This is a genomic window from Pseudoxanthomonas sp. JBR18 (genome assembly GCF_028198165.1).
Taxonomy (GTDB): Bacteria; Pseudomonadota; Gammaproteobacteria; order Xanthomonadales; family Xanthomonadaceae; genus Pseudoxanthomonas_A.
In genome coordinates this window covers 3,452,159-3,466,592 of sequence record NZ_CP116339.1, presented here as the reverse complement: position 1 = coordinate 3,466,592, position 14,434 = coordinate 3,452,159, and the positions used below count along the sequence as shown (strand labels likewise).

Genomic DNA, 14,434 nt, shown 5'->3' with positions numbered 1-14,434 from the left:
CCCGGTCGGCCGCCACATTGCCAAGGATTTCCCGATGAAAGTGCAATTCGCCCGCGTCGATTACACCCAGCACCTGCCGGAAGCGTTCAAGGGCCTGTATGCCGCCAGCCAGCGCGTCCACGCCGGCACGCTGGAACATACCCTGGTGGAGCTGATCTTCCTGCGCGTGTCCCAGCTCAATGGCTGCGCCTACTGCCTGGACATGCACGCCACCGCGCTGCACAAGGCTGGCGTGGAGCCGCGCAAGCTGGACACGGTCGCAGCCTGGCGCGACAGTCGTTTCTTCGATCCACGCGAACGCGCGGCGCTGGCCTGGGCCGAAGCGCTGACCACCCTGCCCTCGGGCGAACCGGAAGCGGCGCTGTACGAGGCGCTGCACGCGCATTTCGACGACGAAGGCATCGCTACGCTCACCATGGCCGTGGCCATCATCAACGCATGGAACCGGCTTGGCGTCGGCCTGTTGCCGCAGTTGCCGTGACCAACGCCAGCCCGCGTCTTCAACCCGGGCGCGGGCCCAGTGCGCCGGATTCGATCGACAGGATGGCCAGCAGCACGGCCAGCAGCGCGGTCGCCTGCAGGACAAAGGCCACCCGTGACGGCCAGCCCTTGGCCGAATAACCGCACACCACCAGACAGGCGATCGGCGCGGCGCCAAACAGCAACAGCGGCCAGCGACCCGGCGCCCCGGCCGCCGGCACCAGGGGTCCGGTCAGCCCGATGCCAAACAGCAGCAGCGCCAACGCGTTGAGGAACAGGGGGATGATCGGTTTCATCCCGACCGATTGTGCCTGCCCGGCGCCGGCAGCGCGCATGTCGGAGGTCCTGCCGGACCGGCGCCGGCACAAGGGCGCATCGGTGCAACGCCGCGTCCTTGCCAGCGGGGTCACTGCGCCGGTGCGGCCCACGTAGGCTGTCTGCTCCTTTTCCCAGTGATGCCTTCCATGTCCCTGCCTCTGCATGCCCTCGTCCTCCCGTCGCTGACCCATGGCCTGCGCCAGCTGTCCCATATCCTGGAGGTCGGGGCACGCCACGCCGCCGAGACCGGCCTGGATCCGGCCAACCTGATCACGGCGCGCCTGGCCCCGGACATGCTCGATCTGGCCGCGCAGGTCCAGCGCGCCAGCGACACGGCCAAGGCCACCGGCGAGCGCCTCTCGGGAATTCCCGCCCCCAAGCTGGCCGACACCGAACGCAGCTTCGACGAACTGCAGGCACGGGTCGCCGCGACGCTGGACTATCTCGAGTCCCTGCCCGACGACCAGGTCGATGCCGGCGCCACGCGCGAGATCACCCTGAAGTTCGGCCCGATGGGGGCTCGCTTCACGGGCAGCGATTACCTGATCCAGTTTGGCCTGCCGAACTTCCACTTCCACCTGGTGACCGCCTACGCGATCCTGCGCCATCAGGGCGCGCCGCTGGGCAAGCGGGATTTCCTCGGCCAGATCGGCACGCCCCTGCCCGTGGAAGGCTGAAGCACCGGCCGTGACGTGATCCCACCCGGACGGACTTTGCTCCGTCTCGGGTGCGCCGGCATCATGGTGGGCTGTTCGCTCCCCCTTTCCCCGCGATGAAAGAACACCTTCCCTCCTGGCTGCACGATTGGCTCGACGTCATCGTGCCCGGCCTGCACGTGCTGCTCATCCTGCTGCTGGCGCGCCTGGTGCAGCTGCTGGTCCGTCGTTTGATCCGACGCGCCGTGGAGCGCTACGACCTGCCGCCGGAACTGGCGATGGGCTTGCGCCGCGCCTTCGGCACCCTGCTGCTGGTGGCCGTCACCTTGCTGATCCTGGCGCGGCTGGGCGTGTCGGCCGGCGTCCTGTGGGCCGCCTTCACCGGGTTTGCGACCGTCGCGGCGGTGGCGTTCTTCGCTGCGTGGAGCGTGCTGTCCAACATCTTCTGCACATTCCTGATCTTCATCACCCGCCCATTCCGCCTTTACGAGATGGTCGAACTGCATGAGGACGGGGAAAAAACGGGGCTAAAGGGCAAGGTCGTGGACATCAACCTGCTCTATACAACGCTGCAGGAAGCCGATGCCGGCACCGGCGAGGCGCCCACCTCGTTGCAGGTGCCCAATAGCTGGTTCTTCCTGCGCGGTATCCGGCGCTGGCGCGGCTCCCCGCGCGTGCTCGGCTCGTAGCGCGTACGCACTAGCGCAGCTGGCTGTCCTTGCTGCCGCGACGGTTGTAGCCACTGGCAGCGCCCTGCTCCGCATCCTGCGCGGCCTGGCACTGCACGCACAGGCGCACGCCCGGCACCGCCTGGCGGCGCGCGTCCGGGATCGGCGCATCGCACTCCTCGCAGTGGGTCAGTCCTGGCCCGCTCGGAAGCTTGCGACGCGCACGCTGGATCGCATCGGACACCGTCGCGTCGATCTGGTCCTGCACCGCGCCATCGTTGGCCCATCCGGTCGCCATGGCGAACTCCTGATGATGAGGGAATGCACCACGCTACGCCGATCTGCGTGAATCCGCGCGGGACGCCCATCGTGCACCTCCGCCCCCGACCCGGGGCCGATTGGCTAGCATGCACGGCCACACCGCCTGCCGTTGGCCTGCCATGCCCGCCGCCATCGAAGAATCACGCACGCCCGGGACGCACGCCCTCGAGACGCTGACCGGCCGAGGCGCGCCCTTGGTCCTGCGCGGGCTGTGCGCGGACTGGCCGATGGTGCGGGCCGCGCAACGCTCGCAGACCGAGTTCGCCAAGCTGCTGGCGGCGCACGACAGCGGCACCGCCGTCGACACCCTGCTGATGCCGCCGCAAGCCAATGGACGGGTGGGTTACAACGCCGCGCTGGACGGCTTCAACTACGAGCATTTCAAGGTGTCGGTCACCGATGTCCTGCAGCGGCTGGCGCACTACAGCCGGCGCGAAGGGCCTGCACACGGCGTGGCGCTGCAGAGCGCGCCCATCGCGGCCTGCCTGCCCGGCCTGCTTGCGACGCATGCGCTCGAGGGCCTGCCGGAAGGCACTCAGCCGCGCCTGTGGCTCGGCAACCGTGTCACCACACCGGCGCACTTCGATGCCTTCCACAACATTGCGGTGGTGGCCTGCGGGCAGCGACGCTTCACCGTGTTCGCACCCTCGCAGGTCGGCGACCTCTACATCGGACCACTGGACTTCGCGCCGACCGGTGCGGCGATCAGCATCGCCGACCTCCACGCCGAGGACGCGCGGTTCCCGCGCCTGGCCCAGGCCCGCGATGCGGCCTTTGTCGCCGAACTCGGCCCGGGCGACGCGCTCTATCTGCCGCCACTGTGGTGGCACCATGTCGAGTCACTTGAGGACCTCAACGCCCTGGTGAACTTCTGGTGGTCCTCGACCACCAGCGACGGCCGCGTTCCCAGCCCCGGCCTGCCCGCCCTGCTGCATGCGCGCCTGGCCTTCGCCAGCCTGCCCGCGCACGAACGCGCCGCGTGGCGCACGCTGATGGACCACTATGTCTTCGGCGACCGGGACCCAGGCGCGCACCTGCCACAGGACAGGCGGGGCGTGCTGGGACCACTGGACGAAGCGGCCGCCGCCGCATTGCGCCGACGCATCGCAGGCTCGCTGTGATCCTGCGTTGACGTTGCCGACGTCACTCTGCTCTGACCTTTTTGGAGGCTTGCCATGGAACAGACCGTCCACCCGTTTTCCGAACTCTTCGCACAGCTGGGACTGGCATCCGATGAAGCCGGCATCCGGGCCTTTATTGCGCAGCATGCCCCGCTGCCCGACAACATGCGCCTGGAAGAAGCCCCGTTCTGGTCACCGGCCCAGGCCCAGTTGCTGCGCGAAGAGCGCATCGACGACGCCGACTGGGCCGAGGTGGTCGACCAACTCAACCTGGCGCTGCACGCCACGCCGTGAGCCCGGCGCGGGCGACACGCTGACGGCGTGGCCGCGGCGTGTCGAATCAGGCCCCGCCGCTTCGTCGTGTCGATACCGCCACTGACCGGGCCGATGCCATGCCGCTGGAACTGTTTGCCCATCCTTTTTCCTCGTACAGCCAGAAGGTTCTGATCGCGCTGTACGAGCACGGCACGCCCTTCACCCTGCGCTTGCTGGACCAGGCCGCGCCGGCCAACCTGCAGGAACTGGCGCGGCGCTGGCCGATCCAGCGCTTCCCGCTGCTGGTCGATGGCGCACGTCAGTGGATGGAAGCCAGCGTCATCATCGAATACCTGCAGCTGGCCCATCCCGGCCCGACCAGGCTGATTCCGGACGATCCGATGACCGCGCTGGAGGTGCGGCTGCTGGACCGGTTCTTCGACAACTACATCTCCACGCCGCAGCAGGCGATCGTGTTCGACAGTCTGCGCGAAGCCGGCACGCACGATGCGCTGGGCGTGGAAAAGGCCCGGGCCCAGCTGGAGACCGCCTATATCTGGCTGGAAGGCTACCTGCAGGGCCGCACCTGGGCGGTGGCCGATGCCTTCAGCCTGGCCGATTGCGGCGCCGCGCCGTTCCTGTTCTACGCCGACTGGACCTGCGCCATTGCCCCGCGCTTCACCCGCGTACATGCGTACCGCGCGCGGCTGCTGGCGCGGCCCTCGGTCAGGCGCGCGGTGGACGAAGCGCGGCCCTATCGCCACTACTTCCCGCTGGGCGCGCCGGACCGCGACTGACGCGCGTGGCGCCAACCTTCAGCGCGCCAGGGCCGCCTGCACCGCCTGCTCGGCCAGCGGCGCCATGATCGCGTAGCCAGCGGCGTTGGGATGCACGCCATCGGCGGACAGGCGCTTGGGCAGACCGCCCTGCCCGTCGTCCATGGCGCTGTAGTAGTCCAGATATGTCGCGCCGACTTGCGAGGCGTACTGCTGGAGCCAGCCATTGAGGGCGCGGATCTTGGGCGCCGGTTCGCGCCCCGGACGCCAGGGGTAATCGCTAGCGGGAAGCACCGAAGCCAGGACGACCTTGATGCCATTGGCCTTGGCCAGTTCGGTCATCGAGCGCAGGTTGTCCTCGATCATCGCAGGCGTCGCCTCGCCGGTGTTGCCGGCGATGTCGTTGGTCCCGGCCAGGATCACCACGGCGGCCGGCTTCAAATCGATCACGTCCTGGCGGAAGCGCACCAGCATTTGCGCGGTGGTCTGCCCGGAGATCCCCCGGTTGACGTAGTCCTTGCCCGGAAAGAACACGCTTCCGTTGTGGTTGCGGCCCCAGGCATCGGTGATCGAATCGCCATAGAACACCACCCGCGGCTTGCCCGCCGTCGGCGCGGGCAGCGTCGCGTTGTCAGCTCGGTAGCGCGCCAGCTGCGGCCAGTCGGCCAGTTGCTTCTGCATCCCGGCGACCTGCTCGACAGTGGGCTGCCCATCGGCCAGAGCCGGACCCGACAGGCCAGCCGCACCAAGCAAGCCCAGCACCAGCAGGCTGCGGCGGATCAGGGGGGTGTCGATCATCAGGACCTTCCTCCAAAGGGTGAGCGAGGCAGTCTACGCCGGCGATGTGCCCGCCTTGCGATCAGGGCTTTTGGAGCGCCTTGTCCGCAGCCGCCTTTTCCGCTGCCTTGCGGGCCGCGGCATCGGCCACCGCGGCCGGGAAGCGCGGCTCGTCACGCAGCAGCTTGGACTGCGGGTCCAGTGTGTAGACCTCGCCGGCGGGCAGATCGACATGGCCTTGTCCATCGGACATGGGCACGGTGACCGTTCGGCCGCTGTTGGGCCCGACGCGTACCTCCACCGGCACCGGGAACGGCACGTCGTCCGGCGTCTTCCAGCGCAGCGCCAGACCGGTGGCATCATGGGTGGCCAGCAGCTGCGGCAGGGCCGCGCGATATAGGTATACGTCGAAGAACCAGTCGTAGTCCTTGCCCGTGACCTGGTTGACGATCTCGATGTAATCCTTGGTCGAGACGTAGCGCGGCTTGAAATTGCCCGGCCTCGGTGTGTCGGTGCCGTACACGGCCAGGCGGATCGACTTGAAGAACGCCTCGTCGCCGATCAGCCCGCGCAGCATGTGCAGCATCAGCGAGCCCTTGTAGTAGATGTCCAGGCCGGGGCCGTGCTCGCGGCTGTACACCGATTCCTCGGTCTGCGGCTTGCCGCTGACGATCGGCACCTTGTTGGTCAGCGCCGCGCGCTGATCCAGCAGGGCCGCGTGGTATTCCATCTCCCCGCGCAGGTACTGCAGGTACAGCGGCTGCATGTAGCTGCCGAAGCCTTCATGCAGCCACATGTCGTCCCAGTCGGCGTTGGTCAGCTGATTGCCGAACCACTCGTGCGAGAACTCGTGCTGCATCAGCCAGTCGTAGCCGTACTTGTCCTTCTTGTAGTCGTTGCCGTAGGCGTTGATGGTCTGGTGCTCCATGCCCAGGTACGGGGTCTCGACGATGCCGACCTTCTCGTCACCGAACGGATACGGGCCGATCTGGGCCTCGAAGAAGTCCAGCATCTTCGGCAGCTCGGCGAACAGGCCCGCCGGCTTGTCGCCCTCGCCCTTCAGGTGCCAATACGCCAATGGAATGGTGTTGCCGAACCGGCTCTTGTAGTCGGCCTTGAGCGCCTCGTAGGGCCCGACGTTGATCGCCACCGCATAGGTGTCCGGGCTGCGCGCGCGCCAGTGGTAAGTGCGCCAACCGGCCTTTTCCTGCATGCCGACGAACACGCCGTTGCCCGGCGCCACCAGCGGGGCCGGCACGGTGATGTGCTCGTCCACCCGCAGTGGCTCGCCCTGCGGATGGTCGATGCACGGCCACAGCAGGTCGCAGCCCTCGCCCTGGATCGCCGAAGCCACCCACGGCTCACCGGTCGGCGCGGTGGACCAGACGAAGCCGCCGTCCCAGGGCGCGCGCTTGGCCACGTGCGGCTTGCCGGCGTAGACCACGCGCACCTTGACCTGCCGACCGGGGGTCAGGGCCTTGGGCAGCGTCACGCGCAGACGTCCGTCCGGATTGGTCCAGGCGCTGGTCGGCAGCGCGCGTCCGTCGATCTCGACCCGGCTGATCGCGTATTCCGTATCCAGGTCCAGCACCACGGCCGCCAGGGGCGCGGTGGCCTTGAAGGTCAAGGTGGCATCGCCCTCGATCCGACGCTGGTCGGGGATCACCTTGAAGCCCAGGTCCGCGTGCTCGAACACCACGGCCAGTTGCTCGGGCGTGCGCGGCAGGCCGGTCTCGCGGGTCAACGCACCCAGTGGCGGCTGGTCGGCAGGGGGCTCGGCGGCGAAGGCCGGTGCGGTGAGGACGGCCAGGCTCAGCGCGAGCATGGACAGGACGGGGCGGCAATGGGACATGGCGGGACCAACGTACAGGACACAAGTGCATTAGCGTGCCATTGCGCGCTTGCCACCGCATCGGTCCGAAGTCATGCGCCGGTATGGCGCCCCCGTGCGAACATCGCAGGTCCCGCGCTGTCGGCGCGCCAGCCCCGATGCAACGATGCCTGCTCCCCTGACCACCCGCACGCTGTTGCTGCCCCTGGCCCTCATGCCGGCGCTCGCCTGTGCGCAAGCCAGCGCGCCGCAATCCGCCGACACCCGCCTGCAGGAGATCGGCACCGCCCCCTCGGCCGCCAGGATCGAGGCGGACGTGCGCACGCTGGTCGGCTTCGGCACCCGGCACACGCTGTCGGACACCACCTCGGACACGCGCGGCATCGGCGCGGCGCGACGCTGGGTCTATGCACAGTTCCAGCAGATCTCGCGCGACTGCGGCGGCTGCCTGGAGGTGCGCTACATCAGCGGCACGGTCTCGGGCGAAAAGCGCATTCCCGACCCGACCGAGGTCGTCAACGTGGTCGCCATCCAGCGCGGCACCGCCGACCCGGGTCGCTACGTGATCATGAGCGGCGACATCGACTCACGCGTGTCGGACGTGATGAACGCCATCGACGATGCCCCCGGCGCCAATGACGACGCCTCCGGCCTGGCCGGCACGCTGGAAGCCGCGAGGGTGCTGACCCGCTACCGGTTCCCGGCCAGCATCGTCTACATGGGCCTGTCGGCCGAGGAGCAGGGCCTGTTCGGCGGCAAGATCGTCGCTGCGCAGGCAACAAAGGAAGGCTGGCGCATCGAGGGCATGCTCAACAACGACATGATCGGCAACATCGCCGGCATCAATGGCGTGACCGACAACCATACCGCCCGCGTGTTCTCCGAAGGCACCCGCGCCACAGAGACCGAGGCCGATGCCCGCGCGCGCCGCTTCACCGGTGGCGAGCTGGATTCGCCTTCGCGCAACCTGGGCCGTTACATCGCCAGCATGTCGCGCTACGTGCCCAACCTGGACGTGATGATGGTCTATCGACTGGATCGCTTCGGCCGCGGCGGCCACCACAGCCCATTCAACGAGGCGGGCTTTCCGGCCGTCCGGGTGATGGAGACCAACGAGCACTACGACCGCCAGCACCAGGACCTGCATACCGAGGACGGGCGTGTCTACGGCGACACGATCGACGGGATGGATTTCCCTTATGCCGCGCGCCTGACCGCACTGAACGCGGTGAGCCTGGCCGGCATGGCCTGGGCGCCGCCGCCGCCGGCTGGAGTCAAGATCAGCGGCGCGGTCAGTGCCGACACGACGTTGACCTGGCAGCTTCCGCCCAGCGCTCAGGCGCCGAACCTGGCCGGCTACAAGGTCTACTGGCGACTGACCACCGACCCGCAGTGGACCCACAGCGTCTACGTGGGCAAGGCCGATCACCACACGCTCCAGGACGTGGTGATCGACAACTATTACTTCGGCGTGGCCGCCGTCGCCCAGGACGGCAGCGAAAGCCCGGTGGTGTTCCCGGGTGCGGCCGGCAGCTTTGGCGACTACTGACCGGAGACCGCGCCCCAGGCCGCCTTGAGCAGCGCACGGGCGGCCTCGAAGTTATCCGCGATCTGGTAGGTGAACAGGAACATCCCTGGATAGAAGTAGCCCGGATGCCGGTCGCACCAGTCCACCAGCCAGTCAGGCAGCGGCGTGCGGACCAGCAGCGCGTTGCCCGCCGTGACCACCACCACGCCCAGCACCGCACCGGCCAACAGGTCGGTGGGATAGTGCAGGCCCATGTACAACCGCGGCAGCGCCACGAAGACCGTGGCGTAGGCCAGCGCCGCCAGGCCCACGCGCCGGGAGACGAACATCAGCCCGGTGGCCAGCGCGAAAAACAGGGTGGCGTGGTCGCTGGGAAACGAGCTCCAGCCATCGAGCATGTCCGGCGCAGCCCCGTAGGGCAGGACGAAATGCAGGCTCGGCTCGTGCATCGGACGGTTGCGGAAGGGCAGCAGCATGGCCAGGACCCGGGCAAGGGCCATGGCCGCCACACTGCTCATGATGGTCGCCAGCACCCGCGCCCGGTCTTCCTGCTGCCGTGGCGACAGGCGGAACCACTGCCACCAGATCAGCAGGGCGAACACACCGCCCTTGATCAGGTGGTTGATCGCAACGACGCCGACGAATCGATCGAGCGCCCAGGAATGGCGGGCGTAATGATTCACCGTGTCGATGAAGGTCTGATCGAACGTGTTCAAGGCGGCTCCAGGGGTGGCGCGTCCGGAAACGACACGGACCGCTCGACCGCCGCAATGACCGATGCACGGCATCGCCGACGCCCAATCCCCTGTCAGGTTCCTGGATGAACTGTGACCTGGATCATGTCATGAAAATGACATCTTCATCAGCCAGCCGCGTCACGCCTGCTCGTCGGCCGCCTCACGCCCTTGCTGGCGGATCATTGCCTCAAAGCGCGCCTCCTCGATCGCTTGGCGCACGCCGTCGACGTCGGCCTGATGCGCGGGGGCCTTGTACCGCCCCGTCAGGGCCGTGTCCGGCTGCAGTGCACCGGCTTCGTACAGCGCCCACAGCTCTTCGCCGTACCACGTGTCCAACAACTCAGGCGCTGCCCGCCCCAGCGAGGCCGTGAGGTTGTTCACATCGCGCAAGAGCATGCGCCGGGCCGCATTGTTGCCCGAGGCGCTGACCACCTGCGGAAAATCGATCACCACCGGGCCGTCGGCACCAACCAGGACGTTGTACGCCGACAGATCCCCGTGGATCAGACCACAGCACAGCATCCTGACGACTTGCCGGACCAGTACCTGATGGAAGGCGCGCGCCTGTTCCGGGCTTAGGTCCACTTCCCCCAGGCGCGGCGCCGAGAATCCATCCGCATCGGTGACCAGTTCCATCACCAGCACGCCGTTGAAATATCCGAAAGGCTCGGGCACGCGTACGCCGGCCTCGCGCAACTGATAGAGCGCATCGACCTCGGTGTTCTTCCACTCCGCCTCGGCCTGCTTGCGCCCATAGCGGCTGGCCTTGCCCATGGCCCGTGCCTCGCGGCTGCCACGGACCTTGCGCCCTTCCTGGTATTGCACACGCTGCTGGAAACTGCGCTGGGCCATGTCCTTGTAGACTTTGGCGCAGCGCACTTCCCCGCCACTGCGCACCACGTAGACCGAGGCCTCCTTGCCGCTCTTGAGCGGCCGGAGCACCTCGTCGATCACGCCATCATCGATCAGCGCCTGCAAGCCTTGTGGTGTCTTCATGCCATCCTGTGCCGTGAGGGGAAGCGCCCCGCCGCCGGGTCGCATGCGAGCAGTGTCGCATTGTTTCCCGCGCGGCATGACATGGCCGGCACCTTGCCGCGGACGCCCGCAGGCCCGCCATAATGCCGCCCGCCGCGGCCTCGTCCGCAACGCGCGTCCAGGTCACGCATCGATGCATTCCCTCAGCACCATGGAAGTCTTCCTGATCGCCATGGCGATCATCTTCTGCCTGCCCTACCTGGTCTGGCGCCTGGGACGCACCGACTATTTCGCCCCGTTGGTCGTCGTCCAGATCATCACCGGCATCGTGCTGGGGCCGGGTGTACTGGGGGCGGCCTTGCCCGGCTATTACCAGTTCGTGTTCACCCCCCAGGTCGTGCAAATCCTCAACGGGCTGGGCGGCTGGGCGGTCATGCTGTTCGTGCTGATCGCCGGGATCGAGCTGGACCTGAGCCGGGCCTGGGCCAATCGACGCGAAAGCGGGATCACCGCCGGGTTGGCGCTAGGCGCGCCCTTGCTGATGGGGGCGTTGGCGGCGCTGATCCTGCTGCAGTTCCCTGGCTGGCTGGGCGCGCAGGGCCAGCGGTGGCAATTCCTGGTTGGCGTCGGCATGGCCTGTGCGGTCACCGCACTGCCCATCCTGATCCTGCTGATGGAGAAGCTGGAAATCCTGCGCCAGCCGCTGGGTCAGCGCATCCTGCGCTACGCCAGCCTGGACGATATCGCCATCTGGGGCGTACTGGCGCTGGTGCTGATGGACTGGCAGCGGATCGGCCGGCAGTTGGGCTTCCTGCTCGCCTTCGCGGTGGCTTGCGTGCTGTTCCGGCGGATGATGCGCGCCCTGCCCGAGCGCGACCGCTGGTACGCGATGCTGGTCTGGCTCGCGCTGTGTGCGTTCGGCGCTGACTGGTCCGGACTGCATTACATGGTCGGCGCGTTCCTGGCCGGGGTGGTGATCGACGGACACTGGTTCGATCAGGACGCCATGGACCGGCTGCGCCACAACGTCCTGTTGGTGCTGATGCCGGTGTTCTTCCTCAGCACCGGGCTGCGTACCCAGTGGGATGTCGGCGGCGCGGTCGTGTTCGCCGCCGCGCTCCTGCTGCTGCTTGCCGCGGTCGCCGGCAAACTGGCCGGCGTGCAGCTGGCCGGGCGCCTGTTGAAGTGGCGGCCTGGCGAGGCCTCGCTGATCGGCTGGTTGCTGCAGACCAAGGCGCTGATCATGATCATCTTCGCCAATATCCTGCTGGACAAGGCCATCATCACCAGCGCCACCTTCACCGCGCTGCTGTTGATGGCAGTGATGAGCACGATGCTCTCCACCCCGATGGCGACCCCGCGCCTGCGCCGGCTCGGCGCGTGTCACACGGATACGTCGGGCGGCTGACCCGCGAACGGCGCTCACGGCGGGCAGCATTTCGACAGGTGTTGCCCGCGCGTCAACACCATGGTGCCGCCGCGCTGACATTGGGCAAGCGCGCGGTGTTCCAGACTTCAGGGACTCAAACGCACGGGAGTTCCGCATGTCGAAGGAAGAAGCACTGGAACAGAAGTTCTGGAAAGCCCTGAAGTCCGATCGCACCGTCATGCTGGGCCTGGAAGGCGCCGAGGATGGCCACACGCGACCCATGACCGCCCTGATCGAAGGTGACCAAGGCGGGCCAGTCTGGTTCTTCACCTCCACCGACAACCAAATGGTGCGCAAGCTCGACGCAGGTCATCGGGCAGTGGCGGCGTTTGCCTCAAAGAACCACGAGGTTTTTGCCAGCATCCGCGGCACCCTAGTCGCCGACAAGGATCGCGCCGTCATCGATCGTCTCTGGAATCCCTTCATCGCCGCCTGGTACGAGGGCGGCAAGGATGATCCGAAGTTGTCCTTGCTGCGCCTGGACGCCGAACACGCTGAGATCTGGGAAAACGGCTCGAGCTTGCTGGCGGGAATCAAGCTGTTGCTTGGCCGTGATCCCAAGCAGGACTACAAGGACAAGGTCGCCGAAGTCCAGCTTCGCTAAGGCGCCGCCGATCCCTGCAGAAGTCCCGCCTCCTCGAGGCGGGCTCGCAGGGTGACGGTCTATCAGCTTCGGGCGCCAGTGCCCAAAAGTAGATCCGGTGCGTAGAGATATCGCATACAAGGCGGTACTGGATGTCGGAGCTTCGAACATGCGTCCGGCAGATTGAAAGAGAGCGCCTGCTTTCATCACACTGGGTAGAACACGCCTTCTCGGGTGCGACGCAAGCGCGTCTGGAAAGCCTTGGTGCGGAAGTTCGGTCCCGATGGTGCGACGCGTCGTGACCTCGCCCCGCGCCGCCGCGATAGTCCGCGGTGTTGCCACGCCGTGGTGCGCGTTGCCCGCCGGACGCCGGGCCCTGGAGACGCCGCATGAAAGTCGTGATCGCCCTGCTTGCTGCCGTAATCCTGCTCGCTGCCAGCATTCCCCTGTCCCGCGCCATCAGTGAGCGTGAGGAACACTCCATCGTCCGCACCGTCGACGCCGTCTCACCGGCCGAGGAAGCCGCACAGACCGCCGGTCTCCAGACCAGCCAGCCTGATGAAGCCCAGGCATCCGCATCCGCATCCGGGGCGGGCGAACAACAGCGCTGAACCCAGCTCAGTCCGGCCGAATGCCGGACGATCCCCTTCCGGGCCACCAGGGGTCAAACCTTCTGCATTGCGTGCATCCGCCGCCACTGGACGCCCGTATCGTTAGACTGTGCCCGCGCGACGCCGCCGCCCAATCCTGGGCGGCGTCGTCTTTTGTTTTTTGCATCAGCCACTTAGGAAACGTTCCACGCAAGCCTCCGCAACTGAGGATTTGCGCGGATTGGAGCCCACCATGATTTTCGAGACCCTCGACACCTCCGGCCATGAGCAGGTTGTGTTCTGCCACAACCCCGATGCCGGGTTGAAGGCGATCATCGCCATCCACAGCACGGTGCTCGGTCCAGCCCTGGGGGGCGTGCGCATGCGTCCCTACACCGAAAGCGCGGCGGCACTCACCGATGCGCTGCGCCTGAGCCGAACAATGACCTACAAGAACGCCCTGGCCGGGCTCAACGTCGGCGGCGGCAAGGCAGTCATCATCGGCGAGCCGTCGCAGGAAAAGACCGAGGCGCTGTTTCGCATGTTCGGCCGCTATGTCGACTCGCTGGGCGGCCGCTACATCACTGCGGAGGATGTGGGCACCGACGTGAACGACATGGAGCACGTCTACCGCGAGACCGAGTACGTGGTCGGCGTCCATCAGGTGCACCGGGGTTCGGGCGATCCGGCGCCGTTCACCGCCTACGGCGCGCTGCAGGGACTGATGGCCACGCTCAACCGCCGGTTCGGCAACGAGGAAATCGGCAAGTACAGCTATGCCGTGCAGGGCCTGGGCCATATCGGTATGGAGTTCGTGAAGCTGCTCAAGGAGCGCGGGGCCAAGCTTTTCGTGACCGATCTCAACCCCGCACTGGTCGAGCGCGCGGTGGAAGAGTACGGCGCCGAGGCGGTCAAGCCGGATGAGATCTACGACGTGCAGGCAGATGTATTTTCGCCGTGCGCGCTGGAGGGCTCGATCAACCAGGAGACGCTGCCGCGGCTGCGCGCCAAGGTCATCTGCGGCACGGCCAACAACCAGATGTCGCATGTGGTCGGCGAGGACGCCATGCGTCGCGGCATCCTTTACGCGCCGGACTATGCTGTCAACGCCGGCGGCGTGATGAACGTTTCCCTCGAGATCGACGGCTACAACCGCGAGCGTGCCATGCGCCTGATGCGCAACATCTACCACAACATCGGGCGCATCTTCGATCTGGCGGAAAAGGAAAAGATCGCGCCGCAGTACGCCGCCGACCGCATCGCCGAGGCGCGCATTGGTTCGATCGGCAAACTCAAGCTGCCGCTGGGCCGGACGGCGCCGCGCTACATGAGCCACCTGCGCGGCGACCACTGAACCACGGGCCGTCCGCCCAAGCTGAGCGTAACCGA

At 67.2% G+C, this 14,434-nt stretch carries 17 protein-coding genes; 11 read left to right on the top strand and 6 right to left on the bottom strand.

Features of this window, described 5'->3' with window-relative positions:
- The first annotated feature begins 34 nt into the window (after window positions 1-34).
- A complete protein-coding gene (locus tag PJ250_RS15705) occupies window positions 35-481 on the top strand; it encodes a carboxymuconolactone decarboxylase family protein (RefSeq protein ID WP_271645502.1) in 447 nt (148 codons plus the stop codon).
- 19 nt (window positions 482-500) lie between these two features.
- Here the strand turns inward: PJ250_RS15705 and PJ250_RS15700 are convergent, their stop codons facing one another.
- Window positions 501-815, bottom strand: a complete 315-nt coding sequence (locus PJ250_RS15700; RefSeq protein WP_271645501.1) for a hypothetical protein — start codon at window positions 813-815, stop codon at window positions 501-503.
- Between the two features lie 129 nt (window positions 816-944).
- On the opposite strand from PJ250_RS15700, the gene PJ250_RS15695 reads away from it, so the two are divergent.
- On the top strand, window positions 945-1,475 hold the full coding sequence (locus PJ250_RS15695) for a DUF1993 domain-containing protein (protein ID WP_271645500.1): 531 nt from the start codon (window positions 945-947) through the stop codon (window positions 1,473-1,475).
- A 95-nt stretch (window positions 1,476-1,570) separates the two neighbouring features.
- On the top strand, window positions 1,571-2,143 hold the full coding sequence (locus PJ250_RS15690) for a mechanosensitive ion channel family protein (RefSeq protein WP_271645499.1): 573 nt from the start codon (window positions 1,571-1,573) through the stop codon (window positions 2,141-2,143).
- A 10-nt stretch (window positions 2,144-2,153) separates the two neighbouring features.
- Here PJ250_RS15690 and PJ250_RS15685 read toward each other — a convergent pair whose 3' ends face one another.
- A complete protein-coding gene (locus tag PJ250_RS15685) occupies window positions 2,154-2,420 on the bottom strand; it encodes a DksA/TraR family C4-type zinc finger protein (RefSeq protein WP_271645497.1) in 267 nt (88 codons plus the stop codon).
- Window positions 2,421-2,562: 142 nt separating this feature from the next.
- Here PJ250_RS15685 and PJ250_RS15680 point away from each other — a divergent pair, with 142 nt between their 5' ends.
- The 3 genes from PJ250_RS15680 (at window position 2,563) to PJ250_RS15670 (ending at window position 4,616) form a co-directional block, all read left to right on the top strand.
- A complete protein-coding gene (locus PJ250_RS15680) occupies window positions 2,563-3,564 on the top strand; it encodes a cupin-like domain-containing protein (RefSeq protein WP_271645496.1) in 1,002 nt (333 codons plus the stop codon).
- Window positions 3,565-3,618: 54 nt separating this feature from the next.
- Window positions 3,619-3,858, top strand: a complete 240-nt coding sequence (locus PJ250_RS15675; protein ID WP_271645495.1) for a DUF2789 domain-containing protein — start codon at window positions 3,619-3,621, stop codon at window positions 3,856-3,858.
- A gap of 98 nt (window positions 3,859-3,956) precedes the next feature.
- Complete coding sequence (locus tag PJ250_RS15670) at window positions 3,957-4,616, top strand: glutathione S-transferase family protein (protein ID WP_333909528.1); 660 nt, start codon at window positions 3,957-3,959, stop codon at window positions 4,614-4,616.
- An 18-nt stretch (window positions 4,617-4,634) separates the two neighbouring features.
- Here PJ250_RS15670 and PJ250_RS15665 read toward each other — a convergent pair whose 3' ends face one another.
- Window positions 4,635-5,393, bottom strand: coding sequence for an SGNH/GDSL hydrolase family protein (locus PJ250_RS15665; RefSeq protein ID WP_271645493.1), 759 nt, complete (start codon window positions 5,391-5,393; stop codon window positions 4,635-4,637).
- Window positions 5,394-5,454: 61 nt separating this feature from the next.
- The gene (locus PJ250_RS15660; protein ID WP_271645492.1) at window positions 5,455-7,224 is read right to left on the bottom strand and encodes a M1 family metallopeptidase; all 1,770 of its coding nucleotides are present in this window, start codon (window positions 7,222-7,224) and stop codon (window positions 5,455-5,457) included.
- A 145-nt stretch (window positions 7,225-7,369) separates the two neighbouring features.
- Between PJ250_RS15660 and PJ250_RS15655 the strand changes: the two genes are divergently transcribed.
- Window positions 7,370-8,752, top strand: a complete 1,383-nt coding sequence (locus PJ250_RS15655; protein ID WP_271645490.1) for a M28 family metallopeptidase — start codon at window positions 7,370-7,372, stop codon at window positions 8,750-8,752.
- Here the strand turns inward: PJ250_RS15655 and PJ250_RS15650 are convergent.
- Entirely contained in the window at window positions 8,746-9,447 is a 702-nt protein-coding gene (locus PJ250_RS15650; protein WP_271645489.1) for a phosphatase PAP2 family protein, read from the bottom strand. The two genes, PJ250_RS15655 and PJ250_RS15650, sit on opposite strands and share 7 nt — an antisense overlap.
- Before the next feature lie 159 nt (window positions 9,448-9,606).
- The gene (locus tag PJ250_RS15645) at window positions 9,607-10,464 is read right to left on the bottom strand and encodes a PA4780 family RIO1-like protein kinase (RefSeq protein ID WP_271645488.1); all 858 of its coding nucleotides are present in this window, start codon (window positions 10,462-10,464) and stop codon (window positions 9,607-9,609) included.
- Between the two features lie 172 nt (window positions 10,465-10,636).
- Between PJ250_RS15645 and PJ250_RS15640 the strand changes: the two genes are divergently transcribed.
- From PJ250_RS15640 to PJ250_RS15625, 4 genes are all read left to right on the top strand, one after another.
- Window positions 10,637-11,851, top strand: a complete 1,215-nt coding sequence (locus PJ250_RS15640) for a cation:proton antiporter (protein WP_271645487.1) — start codon at window positions 10,637-10,639, stop codon at window positions 11,849-11,851.
- A 136-nt stretch (window positions 11,852-11,987) separates the two neighbouring features.
- The gene (locus PJ250_RS15635; RefSeq protein ID WP_271645486.1) at window positions 11,988-12,476 is read left to right on the top strand and encodes a pyridoxamine 5'-phosphate oxidase family protein; all 489 of its coding nucleotides are present in this window, start codon (window positions 11,988-11,990) and stop codon (window positions 12,474-12,476) included.
- Window positions 12,477-12,844: 368 nt separating this feature from the next.
- Window positions 12,845-13,066, top strand: coding sequence for a hypothetical protein (locus PJ250_RS15630; protein WP_271645484.1), 222 nt, complete (start codon window positions 12,845-12,847; stop codon window positions 13,064-13,066).
- A gap of 232 nt (window positions 13,067-13,298) precedes the next feature.
- Complete coding sequence (locus PJ250_RS15625; RefSeq protein ID WP_271645482.1) at window positions 13,299-14,399, top strand: Glu/Leu/Phe/Val dehydrogenase dimerization domain-containing protein; 1,101 nt, start codon at window positions 13,299-13,301, stop codon at window positions 14,397-14,399.
- Window positions 14,400-14,434: the final 35 nt, after the last annotated feature.

What these genes read in the sequence shown, in the direction of transcription:
- PJ250_RS15645 (WP_271645488.1), bottom strand. Translation starts at nt 10,464, where the DNA reads ATGAAGACACCACAAGGCTTGCAGGCGCTGATCGATGATGGCGTGATC.
- PJ250_RS15695 (WP_271645500.1), top strand. Translation starts at nt 945, where the DNA reads ATGTCCCTGCCTCTGCATGCCCTCGTCCTCCCGTCGCTGACCCATGGC.
- PJ250_RS15660 (WP_271645492.1), bottom strand. Translation starts at nt 7,224, where the DNA reads ATGTCCCATTGCCGCCCCGTCCTGTCCATGCTCGCGCTGAGCCTGGCC.
- PJ250_RS15690 (WP_271645499.1), top strand. Translation starts at nt 1,571, where the DNA reads ATGAAAGAACACCTTCCCTCCTGGCTGCACGATTGGCTCGACGTCATC.
- PJ250_RS15630 (WP_271645484.1), top strand. Translation starts at nt 12,845, where the DNA reads ATGAAAGTCGTGATCGCCCTGCTTGCTGCCGTAATCCTGCTCGCTGCC.
- PJ250_RS15655 (WP_271645490.1), top strand. Translation starts at nt 7,370, where the DNA reads ATGCCTGCTCCCCTGACCACCCGCACGCTGTTGCTGCCCCTGGCCCTC.
- PJ250_RS15705 (WP_271645502.1), top strand. Translation starts at nt 35, where the DNA reads ATGAAAGTGCAATTCGCCCGCGTCGATTACACCCAGCACCTGCCGGAA.
- PJ250_RS15675 (WP_271645495.1), top strand. Translation starts at nt 3,619, where the DNA reads ATGGAACAGACCGTCCACCCGTTTTCCGAACTCTTCGCACAGCTGGGA.
- PJ250_RS15680 (WP_271645496.1), top strand. Translation starts at nt 2,563, where the DNA reads ATGCCCGCCGCCATCGAAGAATCACGCACGCCCGGGACGCACGCCCTC.
- PJ250_RS15670 (WP_333909528.1), top strand. Translation starts at nt 3,957, where the DNA reads ATGCCGCTGGAACTGTTTGCCCATCCTTTTTCCTCGTACAGCCAGAAG.
- PJ250_RS15685 (WP_271645497.1), bottom strand. Translation starts at nt 2,420, where the DNA reads ATGGCGACCGGATGGGCCAACGATGGCGCGGTGCAGGACCAGATCGAC.
- PJ250_RS15640 (WP_271645487.1), top strand. Translation starts at nt 10,637, where the DNA reads ATGCATTCCCTCAGCACCATGGAAGTCTTCCTGATCGCCATGGCGATC.
- PJ250_RS15700 (WP_271645501.1), bottom strand. Translation starts at nt 815, where the DNA reads ATGCGCGCTGCCGGCGCCGGGCAGGCACAATCGGTCGGGATGAAACCG.
- PJ250_RS15665 (WP_271645493.1), bottom strand. Translation starts at nt 5,393, where the DNA reads ATGATCGACACCCCCCTGATCCGCCGCAGCCTGCTGGTGCTGGGCTTG.
- PJ250_RS15625 (WP_271645482.1), top strand. Translation starts at nt 13,299, where the DNA reads ATGATTTTCGAGACCCTCGACACCTCCGGCCATGAGCAGGTTGTGTTC.
- PJ250_RS15635 (WP_271645486.1), top strand. Translation starts at nt 11,988, where the DNA reads ATGTCGAAGGAAGAAGCACTGGAACAGAAGTTCTGGAAAGCCCTGAAG.